A 17777-nucleotide genomic window follows, 5' to 3' on the forward strand; every position below is an offset into this window, starting at 1 on the left:
TCTTAAGTCTTGAAGCATGAATATTACAGATTTAGCAGGAACAGTAACTTTAAACAACGGAGTGGAAATGCCATATATTGGCTTGGGTGTTTACCTTTCAAAGGAAGGTGGAGAGGTTGAGACAGCTGTAAAAGCTGCCCTCGAGGCCGGTTACAAACATATTGATACCGCAGCATATTACCATAATGAACGCGGTGTTGGAAATGCTGTTGCGCAGTCCGATGTCAAAAGGGAAGATATTTTTGTGACCTCAAAAGTCTGGAATTCAGATCAGGGCTATGATAAAACGCTGAAGGCTTTTGATACCAGTCTGAAAAAACTTCAAATGGATTACCTGGATCTTTACCTCGTACACTGGCCTGTGCCGGGTAAGTTTACTGATACATGGAAGGCGCTTGAAAAGCTTTATCATGATGGTCGTGTCCGCGCCATTGGAGTCAGTAATTTTCATGAGGTTCATCTGAGTGAATTGCTGCATTCGGCAGAGGTTATTCCGGTAATTGATCAGGTGGAATTTCACCCGTATCTCGTACATCAGTCACTGGTGGATTACTGTAAATCCAAAGGCATTCAGCATGAAGCCTGGAGTCCGCTGATGCAGGGTGGCGTCCTGGATGTGATGCTGTTAAATGAAATCGGGAAGAAGTATGGAAAATCTCCGGTTCAGGTTACCCTGCGCTGGGATCTGCAACGGGGAACAGTCTGTATTCCCAAATCGGTTCATCCGGAGCGTATTGTAGAAAATGCTGAAATTTTTGATTTTGAACTTACCGAAGAGGAGATGCGTGCCATTGACGCACTTGACCGGAATCATCGTGTCGGCCCTGATCCGGAAAATTTCGATTTCTGATTTTTTCATACCGTTTTTTTTGTATTTTGCTGAAGCATAATTTTCAGGTTACTACAACCCGAAAACCTTGATGCTATTGCATTCAATAGTTGCGAATTATATATATTTGCAGTCCGAAACAGGAAAATATTTTTAATGGATCATATACGTAATTTTTGCATCATTGCACACATCGACCACGGAAAAAGTACACTGGCCGACAGGTTGCTTGAAAGAACCCATACTGTGACTGGTAAGGCTTTGCAGGAGCAGGTTCTGGATAGTATGGATTTGGAGAGGGAGCGGGGCATCACCATTAAGAGTCATGCCATACAAATGGACTACGAGCTGGAGGGGAAAAAATATAAGCTGAACCTGATCGATACACCCGGACATGTGGATTTTTCCTATGAAGTGTCACGATCTATCGCTGCATGCGAAGGTGCGTTGCTGATCATCGATTCCACCCAGGGCATTCAGGCTCAGACCATATCCAATTTATATCTCGCCCTGGAGCATGACCTGGAAATTATTCCGGTAATGAATAAAATGGACCTCCCCAATGCCATGCCTGAGGAGGTGGAAGAAGAGATTGTTGAGTTGCTGGGTGTGGATTCCGGCGACATCATCCGTGCCAGTGGCAAAACCGGACTTGGTGTAGATGAGATACTTGAAGCTATTGTACATCGCATAAAACCACCGGTGGGAGATCCTGAAGCACCTTTGCAGGCCTTGATTTTTGACTCTGTATTTAACTCATTCAGGGGCATCATTGCGTATTTTAAAATTGTAAATGGTGAAATCCGTAAGGGTGACCTGGTGAAGTTTGTCAATACCGGTAAGGAATACAATGCCGATGAGATTGGTGTGCTGCGGCTGAGCATGCAACCACGCGATGTACTCCGGACAGGAGATGTGGGTTACATTATTTCCGGTATCAAAACCTCGCGCGAAGTAAAGGTGGGCGACACCATCACGCACGTAAAAAAGAAATGTGATAAAGCCATTTCCGGTTTCGAAGAGGTGAAGCCTATGGTGTTTGCGGGAGTGTATCCCATTGATTCAGACGATTATGAGGATCTGCGGGCTGCTGTTGAAAAATTGCAGCTGAATGATGCATCCCTTACGTTTGAACCGGAATCATCAGCAGCACTTGGTTTCGGTTTCCGGTGCGGATTTCTTGGTCTGCTTCACATGGAGATCATACAGGAGCGTCTGGACCGGGAATACGATATGAACGTCATTACCACGGTGCCGAACGTATTGTATAAGGTGTACACCAAACAGGGTGAAGCAAAAGATGTTTATACCCCTAGTGAACTGCCGGATCCAACCCATATCGAACGCATTGAAGAACCATTTATCCGGGCAACAATTCTGACTCATCCGGACTATTTCGGACAAATCATGACCCTTTGTCTCAACAAAAGAGCTGAATTGAAGAAACAGGATTTTCATACAGCACACCGTGTGGAGATACAGTTTGATATGCCGTTGGGAGAGATTGTATTTGATTTCTACGACAAACTGAAAAGTGTTTCCAAAGGATATGCCTCATTCGATTATTACCAGATTGGCTATAAACCTTCAAAACTGATAAAACTTGATATTCTTCTGAACGGAGAATCGGTAGATGCCTTGTCCGCTCTGTTACACGTGGATAATGCCTACAATATGGGACGACGGATGTGTGAGAAGCTGAAGGAACTGATTCCGCGACAGCAGTTTGATATCGCCATTCAGGCTGCTATCGGATCAAAGATTATAGCCCGTGAAACAGTAAAGGCGGTAAGGAAAGATGTGACGGCTAAATGTTACGGAGGCGATATCACCAGGAAACGTAAACTGCTTGAAAAACAGAAAAAAGGGAAGAAAAAAATGAAACAGATCGGGAATGTGGAGGTTCCTCAAAAAGCATTCCTTGCTGTTTTAAAACTGGATTAAAGATACAATGATGAAACGACTATTACTGCTTATTGTGATGTCGGTATTTATGATAGTTCCACAACTATCGTACACTGCCGCCCAGGAACATCACGATGCTGATGAACCACAGATTGAAACGCTCCGTGCTGATACAAGCTCACACGTTACAGAGCACAATGAGGCAGTAGGTCATTACGCAGAAGATCATCATGCCAGTGAACCGGCAGCACCATATTCGGTATTGCCTTTTATACTGCTGTTGCTGATGATTGCCACCGGACCACTGTTTTATGAACATTTCTGGCACCGTAATTATCCAAGGATCGCGATCATTCTGGCCGCTTTGGTCGTTTTGTATTATATTTTCGGGCTTGGGAACACCCATGCACCCATACATGCATTTTTTGAGTATTTTCAGTTTATTGCCTTACTCTCGTCATTATATATCGCCTCCGGAGGAATAATGATCAGCGTGGATCGCGATGCCACACCAAAGGCAAATGTTACCCTCTTAATTATCGGATCCATCATTGCCAATATTATAGGTACAACCGGTGCATCCATGTTGTTGATAAGGCCATATATACGGCTGAACGAAGGGCGTATTAAAGCATACCATATTGTCTTCTTTATTTTTATGGTCAGTAATGTAGGAGGTAACCTGACTCCGATTGGTGATCCGCCTCTGTTTCTTGGCTTTTTAAAAGGTGTGCCGTTTTTCTGGACCCTGAAACATAACTTTATGCCATGGGTATTTGCGACTGTAATACTGGCCGTTATCTTCTATCTGTTCGACAGACGAAATAAAGAAGGAAAAGTGCATGCCGACAGAACCGGAAAAATAAGGCTTATCGGGACTAAGAATTTTATCTGGTTACTGATTGTGGTTTTGTCAGTTTTTATTGATCCGAATATTTTTGACTGGGTTCCCGGTATAAATTACCATGGGCAGAAACTATCTTTTATCCGTGAGCTGATCATGTTGTCCGTCGGGTTCTTTTCGTATAAATTTGCCAGCAAGGAGGCCCATAAGGGTAATGGATTTGACTTTGAGCCGATTCTTGAAGTGACCTACATATTTATAGGTATATTTGGTACGATGATGCCGGCGCTTGAACTGGTCGGGAATTTCGCATCATCCGATGCCGGGCAGCAACTCATTAATCCCGACACTCTTTATTTTGGTACCGGAACATTATCGGCTTTTCTGGATAATGCACCAACCTATCTCAACTTCCTGGCTGCAGCTATGGCATCAAAAGGTGCCGACCTCGGATTGTTCAGGGATGTACAGGCTTTTGCCGGAGGAGAGTTTGCAAATTCTATCCTGAGTCTGCGGTCTATTTCTGTGGCAGCCGTGTTTTTCGGTGCCATGAGTTATATTGGAAATGGTCCTAACTTCATGGTGAAATCCATCGCTGAACAGTCTAAGATTAATATGCCATCCTTTTTTGGATACATGATTAAATATTCCATTCCGGTGTTATTGCCTATTCTGTTTTTAACCTGGGTGATTTTTATCCATTTTAACTGGTTATAGCAAGACAAAATGATGTTGGTTTTACCGTACTCAAAAGGCTTTAAACCAACAGCAGAGAGGAGAAACGGAATAAAAAATGCCTTACAGCAGAAAGAGCAATAAAAAAAACGTTGATAATATGTTAATTCACTAAAATTTGTATCTTCGTACCCTTGTTTTAAAAAACCCATTTGTATAATAAAAATAAGAACATTAAATGGCTACTTTAGAAAAGATCAGAAATAGAGCGGTGTTGTTGATTGTGGTTATTGGCGTTGCCATGGCCGCATTTATATTAGGCGATCTCTTTAAGTCAAGATCAACTTTCTTTGGTCAATCGCAGCGTGAAGTTGCCGACATAAACGGTCACACTGTAATGATTGATGAATTACAGCATAAAATTCAGGAGTTAACTGAAATTTATAAGCAAAGTCAACAAACCCAGTCTCTGGATGAACAGACCACCGATATGATCCATGATCAGGTCTGGAATAATATTCAGAGAGAGTATATCATGGGTGATGAGTATGATGAACTGGGACTCGCCGTTTCAGAAGATGAGCTGTTTGACCTGGTTCAGGGTGATCACCTGTCACCTATCGTAAGACAGTTATTCGGTAACCGTCAGACCGGTCAGGTTAATAAATCTGCTGTGCTGAATTTCCTTAAGCAGAAGGAAAATGATCCTGCTGCAAAGGCCTACTGGTTGTACTGGGAAAATGAGATTGTGAATCAGCGCTTATTTGAAAAGTATAATACGCTTATATCAAAAGGTCTGTATGCCAACTCTAAAGAAGCTGAACTGGTAATTGACAACAGCAGGAAAGCTAAGAATATTGAATTCTTTTCAAAACCATTCAGTTCTGTAAAAGATTCTACACTTAAGGTTTCTGATTCAGAGATTGAGACATATTACAGCGCTCACAAAGAAGAGTACAAACAGGATGCATCCCGTAAAATTGAATATGTTCAGTTCAATATTAATGCATCTGAGCAGGATGATGCTGATGTAAAGGAATGGGCCGAAAAAGCTGCCAGCGAAGTAAAATCAATTAACGATAAGGAAGAAATTGCACGCTACGTGAACCTTAATTCTGACAGCCGTTTTGTAGATCGTTATCAGGACAAAGATCAGGTTGATGCACGGTTAAAGGATTTTGTGGATGAGAGTAAGGTTGGCGCGGTTTACGGACCTTACAAAGATAATACTGCCGATGCATGGGTTGTGGTTAAGCTGGTTAACGAAGAGATGCGTCCTGATTCTATGCAGGCCAGTCATATTCTCATTAGAGAAGCTACTGCTGAACGTACACAGGAACTGGCAGACAGCCTTTATAATGTACTGAAAAACAACAAAAGCAAGTTTGCTGAACTGGCAGAACAGTTTTCTCAGGATCCGGGAAGTGCTAAAAAAGGTGGTGAACTTGGTTGGTTCCAGGATGGCATGATGGTTCCTGAATTCAATGAAGCTTGTGTCAATGCTAAAGTGGGTTCAATTGTTGAAGCGACATCCACATATGGAACACATATCATTCTTGTTGAAGACAAAAGCAGGAATGTGGATAAGGTACTGCTGGCTAAACTGCAGCGTAATGTTGAGCCATCAACAGAAACATATCGGAATGTTTACAGTGAAGCAAGTAAATTCCTGGGCGAAAACAATACATACGAGAAATTTGAGAAAGCCATTAAGGATGATCCTGCAATTGCCAAATTGCACCGTACAGCGAATGCCGTAAAATCAAGCGATAAACAGGTAAACAACATGGATAACAGCCGTGAACTGGTTCGCTGGGCATTCAATGATGCAGAACTTGGCAAATTATCGGATGTACAGGAACTTGGCGATCGTTTTGTGATTGCTGTGGTTACTGAGATCAGAGACAAAGGGATACAGCCTGTTGAAGAGGTTAAAGGTCCAATTCGTGCTAAACTGTTGAAAGACAAACAGGCCGATTACCTGATAAAAGAGATTAATGCAGCCAAAGCTGAAAGCCAGACCCTTTCTTCTCTGGCCCAGAAAGAAGGTGTTGAGATAAAGGCAGCAAGCAATATCACATTTGGTTCTTACTATATTCAGGGCGCAAGTGGATATGTACCTGCTTTAATTGGTGCTGTTGTTGCAGCTCCGGTCGACGAAATCTCTGAACCGGTGAAAGGAGAAAATGCAGTGTATGTTTTCCGGGTGGTCAGTGAGGAAGAAAATGAAAGTGTTCCAACACTGGATCAGGAAAAACAACAGCTGGCTCAGGGTTATTCATATCGTGCCAACTATCAGACTTTCAATGCACTTAAGGATAAGGCTGATATTGAAGACAGCAGAGTGAAATTCTACTAGGAAGAACTTAATTATAATATAAAAGCCATCCGTCAGCTGACGGATGGCTTTTTTTATGTCGGGATGGTTGGTCAAAAACATTTACCATATATTTGTAAAAACTCTCCGGTATGTTTTTCCACACAAAACAACCGCTAATTACCGTATTCTTGTTTTGTCTGGTCTTTTTATGGCCTGGCAAAGATGGCATTTGTGCCGATCATCCTGCCCGTACTGTTTCAGATACCCTTCGAATAACTGCTTTATTTAAAAAAGGGAATCAGTTTATTGATGGTCCGTCAGATTCTCTCGTTTATTATTACTCGAAAGCTTTAACGCTGATTAACAGGAGTCTGGACGATTCGGTCCGGATGAAAAAAAATCTACCGGATGTTTACATTCGACTGCGGCAGTTTGAATTCAGAGCATATATTGAACTGGGTATTGAACATTTCTACCAGAACAGCTACGATAAAGCGCTGAACAATTTCTTCAGTGCGCTTCATGTTGCACAGGCAATCCGGGATATAGATTTGCTGTCGGAATGTTACAGCGAGATAGGCATCGTGTATAAAAATCAGGGGGATTTTGATAAGGCATTAAGTTATTATAACAGCGCACTGGAAATGGCCGGGCAAACAGCTGACTCTTCGTGGATTGCCAGCTGCCAGATAAATATGGCCAATGTGTACAAGGGAAAGGGCTATTTTACCATCGCCCAACGCTATTATTTTGATGCACTATCCACACTGGAAAGAAAACGGCATGACCGCCGTCTTGCAGCCTGCTACCAGAACATTGGTGAAATATACCAGAAGCAGAAAGATTATAACCTGGCTCTCGACTATTACCGTAAGTCGCTGGATCTCGGTACATCTTCCAAAGACAGGATCCGTCAGATTGTCATAAACCTGAATATAGGTTACGTTTATACATTGAAGGCGAACTATCCTGAGGCAAGAAATTATTTATTTAAAGCACTGAACCTGTATGATGAAACCGGATACAAACATGAACTGGATAATTGTTATCTCTTGCTTGGCGATACGTATCTGTATGAGCAGAACCTTAATGAAGCAAAGCAATATTTTACTAAAGCGCTGGAAATTGCAGAAAGGAAAGATGACCGGAAAAGCAGGGTTGAATCGGAGCGAAGGCTTGGAGAGCTTGCACTGCTTAACGGCGATTCCGGTGTTGCGGACCGGTATTTTCGCCGGGCGTATGAGCAGGCTAAGCTGCTTGGGTCACCTGAACTGAAAATAGAAACTGCAAAGGCTTTATACGGATTTCTTCAAAAGACCGGAAAATACAAGGAGGCGCTGGTCTATGTCTCGGAGGAGATGCAACTTAAAGACAGCCTGTTCAGCAGCGAAAAGTACAAAGCCATAAAGGAACTGGAAATTCAGCATAACCTGGAGAAAAAAGATCAGCAGCTCAGTCTTTTAACGGAACGTACACAGGTTCAGGAACTCAAGCTTAGCCGTCGGAACAGAATGGTGATTGCACTTGTGGCAGTGCTGGTTCTTATGGTAATTATCGGATACCTTATCAATGTGCAAAATAAACTCATAGATAAGCACAGAGCAATGGAACTGGAACAGAAACTGCTGCGTTCACAAATGAATCCTCATTTTATCTTTAATGCGCTCATTGCCATACAAAGTTATATCTACAAAAAAGAGCCGGTGCTGGCCGGTGATTATCTGGCTAAATTCGCTGATTTGATCCGTCTGACACTGGAAAACTCGAGGAATGAGTTTGTTCCAATATCCAGAGAAATCAAAACCATGCAGACCTATATCGATCTTCAGTCCCTGCGGTTTGAACATATGTTTAAATATATGCTCCGGGTGGATGATGCCTTGCAGACAGAAGGTTTTTCCTTGCCGCCCATGTTTGCACAGCCCTTTATTGAAAATGCCATTGAGCATGGTTTACGGCATAGAGCTGAGCCGGGACAACTGGAAGTCTCGTATGAGCTTTACAGCGAAAACAGTATAAAGATCCGTATAAATGATAATGGTATTGGCCGTGAAGCAGCGGGAAAGCTTAAGGTCAAAAGTGAACACACCTCTCTGGCAATGCAGATTACCAGAGATCGTTTGACTGTGCTCAACAGGAAATACAGAGATAAGTATATGTTTAATGTGGTAGATGTGAAAGCGGATGATGGAAAGACCGGGGGCACGGCTTTGGAAATTATTCTGCCTTTGAAACGAAAATAAAACGTAAATTTAAGACGCTTAAGCCCATATGATGAAGATTGTAATTATTGATGATGAGCCCAAAGCAAGGGAAACCATACGAAATATTCTGGCACTCAGTTCAGATAGCCTTACCATTGCAGGCGAAGCCGGCGATATGGATTCTGCATATCAGCTCATAAAGTCCCGACAACCGGATCTTGTATTGCTGGATATCAATCTTTCCGATGGGAGCGGGTTTGACCTTTTGAAGCGCTTTGAAAAGACGGACTTTAAGGTGATCTTTATTACAGCGCACGAAGAATATGCCGTTAAAGCATTTAAATACAGTGCCCTGGATTATATTCTGAAACCTGTAATGGCATCCGAAGTGCTTGATGCTGTGCGAAAAGCAGGCGAGACCCTGCACACGGAGGAACATTCATTAAAATTGTCTGCACTGCTTCAGAATCTTGGTAAACTGAAAAAAATAGTGCTGAAAACGGCAGAAAGTATTCACATTGTTAATGTGCCTCAGATAATACGGTGTGAGGCCGATGTAAATTATACTGTTTTTCACCTTGCCGGCCCGCAAAAGCTGCTGGTTTCTAAACCTTTGAAGGAATATGATGAGCTTTTAAGCCAGGCCGGGTTTTTCAGGGCTCATCAGTCACACCTGGTAAACATGGAGCATATCCTTCGCTACGACAAAAACGATGGTGGTTATCTTGTTATGGATGATGATTCGGAGGTTCCTGTTGCCACCCGGAAAAAGGATGATTTGTTCCGCTTATTCGAAATGATGTAGCTCTTCTTATTCGCAAATAATAATTCACGCCTTGCAAATAATAAAGTAATCCTGAACCGGCAATGCTTTGGCCGTAATTTTATACTGCAAAATCACAACTGATGAAAATTGCAGCCAAAGATCAGATTCATTTTTATAAAGCTGAACACATCGTTCGCTTTGAACATGGTACTGATAACGTTTCCGTTTATCTCAAAAATGGCAATACCGAACATATTGATGCTAAAATAGATCAGCTCTCGAGCGATCTGGAGGATCAGGGATTTATCCGCGTTCATCCTGACCATCTGATTAACATCAACTGCATCACACAGATTTGTGGCCATAATGCTGATTTTGTTAAACTGGTAAACGGCGATATGATTCCTTTGCTTCCTGAGGCCGGAAACCAGTTGATGACCCTGTTAGAAGATCATATTTAATTAATCTCATATGAACCCTACATTTCAAGACATCAGACAGGAGCCTTTAATTACGGCATCATGGAATATTAAGATTGCTGATCCATCAGCTTATGCACCGGGAATACTGATTACCGGAGCCAATTCCTTTGTTGGAATACATGTGATTAAACTTCTTGCAAAGCACTGGGAAGGCCCTGTTCATTTACTGGTAAGGGCTAAGAATAAGCCATCGGCTATTGAACGGATGAAGGATGCCTTTTTAAAAGCCGGATTGGGGAATTTCAACGATCTACGGTATAGTGTTCATACCGGTGATGTTTGTGAAAATCAGATGGGTATGACCGGCAGTGCGTATACGGCGGTAAAACAGTCCTGCGGATATGTTTTGCATCTGGCCATGACCCCTCTGTATTATTATCCCTATAAGCATTTTAAAGAGATTTGGCTTCCGGAACTGCAAAAGATGATTGCATTTTGCGGTGATGTTGAGTATCCGAAGTGTCTGCACTATCCATCTTCGTACAATGCTGGTTTTTTTACTGACGAACAGGATTATAAGAACCTGAATCAAAATGCCTGGCAATCTGGCTACGCCGGATTTAAGTGGGTAGCCAACAATATTCTTTCCAATGCATTCCAGCAGGGACTGAGAGGGTGTATTTACGACATTCCGCTGGTACTGGGATCAGAACAAAGCGGAATCAGTCCGGCCAATTATTCCATTTGGCATATCCTGGATATTTTTCTTGCCAGCGGGAGATATATCGATTTCACCTTTAGGATTATTCCGGCGGATATTCTCGCGGAAATTATACTGCACAATATGTTGAAGCAAAAATCAGGTGAGGGCTTACAGTTCATTCGCCCGGTGCTTTCTGAACCGGTCACAGAGGAATTATTTAAGCATTCGGCAGTTCGGTTGCTGGGTTTGAGCCGTGTCTCGCGGGAACAGTTAAGAGATACATGTATGCATAAGCGTAAATTCGATTTTCTTATTCCTGAGAATTTTTACCAGCTCCTGTATAAAGTTAACCAACTTGAAGCGGTGTTTCCGGCAGATTATCCGATACATTCTCTGCCCTCAACCTATAATGTATTTTACAGTAACCTTATGAAGGTTATTCAACAGCAGAAAATACCATTCCAATAAAAACTAAAAACAAATGAAGACTCTGATTTTACTCCTTGGATTTTGTTTGCTTGCCGCCCTGCTAAACGCTCAGAATGACAGTCCCTCTGCGATGGGAGCTCTGAATAAATCTGCTAAAAGTTCAGAATCGGTACGTGTGGATCAACGATCTTTTCCGGATCGATATGCCCTGCAAAACAGTTGGCTTAGCCCAAAAATGCATAAACTTGATTCTGTATATACCGAAACAGTTTATGAAACGGAAGATCCCTTTTTTGAAGCGAATACAGAGCGTGAAATGTACGAATACGATTCTTATGGTAATGTTTTGACGGAAAAACATCACATCTGGAATGGCGAAGAATGGAAGCCACGGTTGGAATATGTGATGACGTACAACAGTGCGGGATTAAACCTTACAGAGACTGTCAGGGATTGGAATGAAATGGATGAGAAGTGGTTTGAAACAGCCAAAACCGAACGTAGCTATGATGATGGCAACCGGTTGATTTCAATCGTGGAATACGAGGAGGATGGCGATGTGCTGAAACCCTATTGCAAGACCGAATATTTTTATGATGCAGGAAGTATATATCCTGTTTATGAGATTGATTATGATTGGAGCGGCAGTTGGGATGAAAATGCAAAAACAGAATCCAAATGGGATGATAAAGGAAATCTTACAGAAGAGATAAGTTATGATTTTCAGAGCGCTGACAGGACCTGGATTAAGGATTCCAAATGGGTATATGAATACGACGGGAAAGGGAACTGGGTTAGTGAAACAGATTATGACTGGTATGACGATTGGGTATTTAACTGGAAATGCGAAAATATCTATAATTCTAATAATCAGAGAATTCAGTACAATTCGTTTGGATGGAATGATGAAGATAGCATATGGTACAAAAGTTTTCAATACCTGTATGCATTCAACGAAAACGGGAATATGACCTCAATGATCAGTTCGCACTGGAGTGATGAATCTGAAGAGTTCGTGCCTTATGATAAAAATGAATATGTGTACGATGATGACTTTAATATGAGTTCGTACAGCTATTCCGAATATGAAAATAGCACAGGAGGCTGGTCAGTACTGTTCAAATCAGAATATGAAAGTGCCGCGGGTCTCTCTTTTTTGAACATCGCACTGCCGTTTGAAACAGAGTTTGAGTATTCGGGTAAATTTGCAACTGCTCCGCAAACCGAAACCAACTACATTGAGGAGGATGGTACTCTAGTGGCGTATACACGGGCTAATTTCTTTTATTCCGAATTTTCGTCAACCGGAGTCATTCTGAATACAGGACGCGATATTATGATGTATCCCAATCCGGCGAAAGATTATGTTACGCTTGTGTCCGCATCAGATTTCGGATCTGTTCAGGTATTTGGTCTGAATGGAATTAAACTACTGGAGCAGGAAGATGATACAGGCCGTAAACAACGGGTTTTGGATATATCTGAGTTGGAAAGCGGCATATACCTGTGCCGGATAAAGACCGGTGATGTTTGGATCAGCAGAAAGCTAATTGTACGGTAAGGTATTTTGTGCCGGATATATAGAAATAGCCAATTACGGACTCTGGACATTTTAAAACCCTTAGTATAACACATATGAAAGTCTTCGTTTATCCCGTGATTATTTGCCTGCTTGCAATTTTTTCCGCACCGGCTCAAAACAATGGTTTAGGTTTTAGGGCTGGTCTTAGTTTTGACAATATCACCATGGAAGGAAATTTCAGGCACGCTTTTGAAAAAAGTCAGCTCGAAGTTGATGCCGGATTACTTATATGCACCAAAGGTGCTGCAACAGATGTTTTTATCGCTTACCATTTTGTATTTCCGTTTACAAATAAACCCGGATTATGCTGGTATGTCGGGCCGGGAATTGGATCGGGGCTCTATTTTAATTCGGAGTATGCACGGCCTTATGAGTCATCGAAAAAACACTATTTTAACGGAGCTGGCATACAGGCTGGGCTGAGCTATACGTTTGATTTTCCGGTCCAGGTTTCTTTGGATACGAGAGATGCATTATACCACGACAGTTACTATGATGTTGTTTTTCTCTCGAACTTTGCCCTGTCGGTGAGATATCTGTTTGGTAAATGATGCCGTGATTAGTTGCATTGCCGCATGTTTATCCGCAAATTCAGGATCGGGATACATAAAAAAAGGATCCCTGAAATTCAGGGATCCTTTTTGGGGTCGTGTTTTTATTTATTGCTTATTTCTTCATTGAAGAAACGATATTCAGTGTATCCTGTGCAATCATCAACTCCTCATCGGTAGGGACAACCATCACCTTAACTTTCGACTCCGGTTTGCTGATCACCATCTCTTTTCCCCGCATCCCGTCGTTTTTAGCTTTGTCAATGGTAAGGCCAAGGTATTCCATGTCCTTCAGGATATCTTCGCGGTGCTGATCCGAATTTTCGCCGATACCACCGGTAAAAACAAGGATGTCAATTCCGCCCATGGCAGCAATGTAAGATCCAATGTATTTTTTTACCCTGTAGTTAAACATTTCTATGGCAAGCAGAGCACGCTTGTTGTTGTTTTTGTAGGCTGCATCTTCAATTTCACGTGAGTCTGATGACACACCGGAGATACCCAGTAAACCGCTATGTTTGTTAAACAGCGTGTTGGCAGACCGTGTCCCTATGTTTTCGCGATCCATAATATAATTTACTGCGCCAATATCGAGGTCACCTGAACGGGTTCCCATAATAAGACCTTCGAGCGGTGTAAATCCCATGGAAGTATCCATAGATTTGCCATTTTTAATCGCGGTAATGGAGGCTCCGTTACCCATATGGCAGGTGATGATTTTCTGGGTTGTATAATCAACGCCTAAAATATCGCAGGCCCTTTTAGAGACATAGCGGTGACTTGTACCGTGAAAACCGTAACGGCGGATACTGTATTTTTCATATAAAGAATACGGTATGGCGTACATATAGGAATAATCCGGCATGGTCTGGTGAAAAGCGGTGTCAAAAACACCTACCTGGGGTACATTGGGCAGCAGCTCCTGCATCGCGTAAATACCTTTCAGGTTTGGTGGGTTGTGTAAGGGAGCAAGGTCGATACATTCCTCCATTTTTGCAATTACCTCATCGGTAATAAATACACTGGAATTAAAGGCTTCACCACCATGAACCACACGGTGTCCAACGGCATCAATTTCTTCCAGATCCTTAATAGAACCGTATTTTTCACTTAGTAATACACCAAGAATGTACTCTATACCAACCTGATGTTCAAGAATTTCTCCTTCGAGCTGCGCCTTAGTGCCATCTGATCGCTTATGCTTTAAAAACGATCCTTTAAGTCCGATCTTTTCAACTACTCCTGTTGCCATAACCTCTTTATTGGCCATGTTGATCAGTTTATATTTTATGGATGAACTACCGCAGTTTAAAACTAATATCTTCATTTTTGCTTTCTTTTCAGGTTGTTATTCCGGAATGCGTTTACCGTTTTCATCGTATTTAAAGAATCCCTGCCCATCGATTACTCCACCGTGTTTGGCTCTCACCAGACGTTTGATAAGAGGAGATGGTTTGTATTTGGTTTCACCAAATTCTTCGAACAGGTTATTTCCCCAGCGTACAATTTTTTCAAGCCCCATAATATCGGCGAGGTGAAAAATACCGTGACGAATGCCAAATCCTACATTGGTGAGTTTATTTATGTCTTCTTTCGAAGCGACACCTTCCATCAGTGTGTCACATGCTTCGTTTAACAAGGTGATGAATAAGCGGATGCTGACCAGACCAACAGATTCCTGAACAGGAACAATGCTTCTGTTCACCAGTTTGACAAAGTGACTCACCTTGTCGTAAACGGCCTCTGAGGTATATACCCCTTTAACAACCTCAACAATTCGGGCCTCGGGTGATGATACCATGAAGTGAATACTCAGACAGCGTTCCTTGTGCTCCAGTTCCGAAGCCAGTTCTGTAATAATGACAGTGGTTGCATTGGTAGCGATGATGCAATCAGGAGAAACAACCTTTTCTACCCGTTTAAAGATTTCCTTACGGACTTCGATAGAGCGTTCGCCGGTTTTGTCATTTGCCCTTACGGCTTCGATCACGAAGTCGCAACCTGTAAGTTTGTCGTACGTTACAGCACCGGAAATGCGCTGCAGAATAACTTTTTTTTCCGTTGAAGTCAAACCCCAGTTTTCAACTCTGTTGTCCAGTTCTTTGCTTATGTTGTCAATAGCCAGCTGAACCTTGGACTGGTTAACCTCAATGAAAATAACCTCCAAACCACTGATGGCTGCAATCCGGGCAATGTTCTGCCCTTCCTGTCCGCAACCAATGATTCCGATCTTGGAAAACAGCGTTTTCTTTGATGATTTTTTGCTTAACCCATATTTCTCAATGGGTTCGATGATTATATCTGACATAATTTAAATTATTTCATCCTTCTGTGAAACAGTACATTCGAAACTCCAAATTCCTAATTAGTAATTCTAAATCAGAGATTAACCTACCTGTTTCATTCCCATGGCCTGGTTGGCAGTAATGGCCACCAGTTTCACAATATCATCAACCGAACAACCACGTGAGAGGTCGTTGATAGGTGCAGCCATGCCCTGTAATACCGGTCCCACAGCTTCGGCATTGGCCAGTCTCTGAACCAGTTTATAGGCGATATTCCCTACATTCAGTGATGGGAAAATCAGTACGTTGGCTCTTCCTTCTATGGGTGAACCGGGTGCTTTGCTGCTGGCAATAGCCGGTATGATGGCAGCATCAGCCTGAAGCTCTCCATCAATCATCATGTCCGGTGCCATCTCTTTGGCCATAGCCGTTGCTTCTACCACCTTGGTTACCATATCGTGTTTAGCTGAACCTTTGGTTGAAAAGCTTAACATGGCAATCCTGGGTTCCAGCCCCACAATGCTGCGCATGGTTTTTCCTGTGGTTACCGCTATTTCAGCCAGCTCTTTTGCTGTAGGATCCGGATGCACAGCACCATCGGCAAAGATCAGCAGTCCGTCATCACCCCATTTTTTATCCGGCAAAAACATCAGAAAAGCTCCGGATACCACACTTACACCGGGCATGGTTTTTACCAGCTGGAAAGCAGGACGGAGCACATCGCCAGTGGCATTCATGGCACCTGCAACTTCGCCATCGGCATCGCCGTTCTTAATCATAAGACAGGAGAGATAAAGCGGATTTTTAGTCAGTTCAAGTGCCTGTTCTGGTGTTACCCCTTTGTTCTTGCGGATTTCGAAGAGCAAATCAGCATATTCCTGCATTTTTTCATGGTTCTCCGGATCAACAATTGTAGCTTTGTCAATGTTGTTAAGGCTGAATTGTTTTGCAAGTGCTTTTATCTCACCAGGATTTCCGATGAGTATAATGTCTGCTATTGCCTCCGCAAGGAGGATGTCGGCAGCTTTTAATGTACGTTCTTCGGTTCCTTCAGGTAAAACTATCCGTTGAGGACTAGCCTTGGCCTTGTCAACAATTTTTGATATAATATCCATTACAGAAAATGTTTGTGATAGAGTAGTTATTTTGACTGCAAAATTAGTATCAAAAAGGCTAATTTGAAAGTATTTTTGACATTTGGAATTAATAAAAATAGTGAAATATCATTTTAAAACAAAATTTTCGTAAATGATTGCAAATAAAAGCAAAAACATGAAGGAAAGTACCGTTCTTGAACCAAATGAGCTTTTTTCGTTTTGTCCGCGTTGTGGATCCGATACCATAGAGTCTCACGAAGAAAATACTGCCATAAAGTGCAAAAAATGTGGTTTCATTTACTTTTTTAATGCTTCAGGGGCGGTGATTTTAGTTGTACAAAATGATAGCGATGAATTACTGGTCACCAAACGGGCATTTGAACCCTACAAAGGGAAGCTGGATCTGCCCGGAGGTTTTATCATGCCCGGTGAGACTGCTGAAGCTGCTTTGATACGTGAAGTAAAGGAAGAATTAAATGTTGATGTTTACGATCTGAACTATTGTTTCTCACTCGCTAATAAATATCCCTATGCCGGTATGTTTGTCAATACCGTTGATTTGGTTTTTAAGGGTAAAATAAAAGATATACAGTCCTTAAAGGCCGGTGATGATGTGGCTTCATATACCTTTATAAAAGTAGATGAGCTGAAACCCGAGGATTTTGGTGTGGAATCGGTTCGAAAAGCTGTTATGGATATGGTCTTAAACAAGCCTGAAGCATAAATCGCGTTTACCTGTTAAATTTCCCCGTTTACTGATTTTTTACCGCCGGTTACAGATATTTTATTTTTGTAGCTTCAGGATGTTATACCTTTGGCTTAAATACTAGATCAGAATAGTATTCTCATAAAACATTGAAACAAGAAAGCTTCTCCTGAACCCGGAAGCTTTCTTTTTTTGCATTAAAACTAATGGGGAGAATGTAGAACAGGTCCTCGTATATATAGATTTCGATTTGTTTTTGTTTTTTCAGGTAAAGGTATCCTGCCGGTCAATTTCAAATCCTGACGTTCCTGCCAGTCTTTGTCAGGTTTTATAAGCTGAAGGCCCTCTTCATCCACAAGGATATGCGGCTAATCATCTGCCAGAACAAGCAAGGCACGCCACAATGATGTACGTAAGGCAGTGTTATCCGGTTCAAAAATACGTTTATTTCTGTTCCGG

At 42.1% G+C, this 17777-nt stretch carries 14 protein-coding genes; 11 read left to right on the top strand and 3 right to left on the bottom strand.

Going from position 1 to position 17777, the window contains the following annotated elements; all coding sequences use genetic code 11:
- Positions 1-16: 16 nt before the first annotated feature.
- From ACE1EF_RS16805 to ACE1EF_RS16850, 10 genes are all read left to right on the top strand, one after another.
- Positions 17-850 carry an aldo/keto reductase gene (locus ACE1EF_RS16805; protein WP_375721854.1) on the top strand — a complete coding sequence of 278 codons (834 nt, stop codon included), beginning with the start codon at positions 17-19 and terminating at the stop codon, positions 848-850.
- 135 nt (positions 851-985) lie between these two features.
- Positions 986-2773 (top strand): translation elongation factor 4, encoded by a 1788-nt coding sequence (lepA, locus tag ACE1EF_RS16810; RefSeq protein WP_375721855.1) that lies wholly within the window; start codon positions 986-988, stop codon positions 2771-2773.
- Between the two features lie 10 nt (positions 2774-2783).
- On the top strand, positions 2784-4295 hold the full coding sequence (locus ACE1EF_RS16815; RefSeq protein ID WP_375721856.1) for a sodium:proton antiporter: 1512 nt from the start codon (positions 2784-2786) through the stop codon (positions 4293-4295).
- A gap of 196 nt (positions 4296-4491) precedes the next feature.
- Entirely contained in the window at positions 4492-6612 is a 2121-nt protein-coding gene (locus ACE1EF_RS16820) for a peptidylprolyl isomerase (protein ID WP_375721857.1), read from the top strand.
- A 110-nt stretch (positions 6613-6722) separates the two neighbouring features.
- On the top strand, positions 6723-8816 hold the full coding sequence (locus ACE1EF_RS16825; RefSeq protein WP_375721858.1) for a tetratricopeptide repeat-containing sensor histidine kinase: 2094 nt from the start codon (positions 6723-6725) through the stop codon (positions 8814-8816).
- A 28-nt stretch (positions 8817-8844) separates the two neighbouring features.
- Positions 8845-9582, top strand: a complete 738-nt coding sequence (locus ACE1EF_RS16830; protein ID WP_375721859.1) for a LytR/AlgR family response regulator transcription factor — start codon at positions 8845-8847, stop codon at positions 9580-9582.
- A 101-nt stretch (positions 9583-9683) separates the two neighbouring features.
- Positions 9684-10004 carry a LytTR family transcriptional regulator DNA-binding domain-containing protein gene (locus tag ACE1EF_RS16835; RefSeq protein ID WP_375721860.1) on the top strand — a complete coding sequence of 107 codons (321 nt, stop codon included), beginning with the start codon at positions 9684-9686 and terminating at the stop codon, positions 10002-10004.
- Positions 10005-10014: 10 nt separating this feature from the next.
- Complete coding sequence (locus ACE1EF_RS16840; RefSeq protein ID WP_375721861.1) at positions 10015-11136, top strand: SDR family oxidoreductase; 1122 nt, start codon at positions 10015-10017, stop codon at positions 11134-11136.
- A 13-nt stretch (positions 11137-11149) separates the two neighbouring features.
- Complete coding sequence (locus ACE1EF_RS16845; RefSeq protein ID WP_375721862.1) at positions 11150-12658, top strand: T9SS type A sorting domain-containing protein; 1509 nt, start codon at positions 11150-11152, stop codon at positions 12656-12658.
- Positions 12659-12732: 74 nt separating this feature from the next.
- Entirely contained in the window at positions 12733-13230 is a 498-nt protein-coding gene (locus ACE1EF_RS16850; RefSeq protein WP_375721863.1) for a hypothetical protein, read from the top strand.
- 115 nt (positions 13231-13345) lie between these two features.
- Here the strand turns inward: ACE1EF_RS16850 and ACE1EF_RS16855 are convergent, their stop codons facing one another.
- From ACE1EF_RS16855 to pta, 3 genes are all read right to left on the bottom strand, one after another.
- Positions 13346-14557 (bottom strand): acetate/propionate family kinase, encoded by a 1212-nt coding sequence (locus ACE1EF_RS16855; protein ID WP_375721864.1) that lies wholly within the window; start codon positions 14555-14557, stop codon positions 13346-13348.
- A gap of 21 nt (positions 14558-14578) precedes the next feature.
- On the bottom strand, positions 14579-15538 hold the full coding sequence (locus tag ACE1EF_RS16860; protein ID WP_375721865.1) for a 3-hydroxyacyl-CoA dehydrogenase family protein: 960 nt from the start codon (positions 15536-15538) through the stop codon (positions 14579-14581).
- A gap of 78 nt (positions 15539-15616) precedes the next feature.
- On the bottom strand, positions 15617-16630 hold the full coding sequence (pta, locus tag ACE1EF_RS16865; protein WP_375721866.1) for a phosphate acetyltransferase: 1014 nt from the start codon (positions 16628-16630) through the stop codon (positions 15617-15619).
- Between the two features lie 133 nt (positions 16631-16763).
- On the opposite strand from pta, the gene ACE1EF_RS16870 reads away from it, so the two are divergent.
- Complete coding sequence (locus ACE1EF_RS16870) at positions 16764-17336, top strand: NUDIX domain-containing protein (RefSeq protein ID WP_375721867.1); 573 nt, start codon at positions 16764-16766, stop codon at positions 17334-17336.
- The last annotated feature ends 441 nt before the right edge of the window (positions 17337-17777 follow it).

Source organism: Quyinboa sediminis (genome assembly GCF_042219855.1).
In the GTDB taxonomy this organism is placed as follows: Bacteria; Bacteroidota; Bacteroidia; order Bacteroidales; family UBA5342; genus JBHJHP01.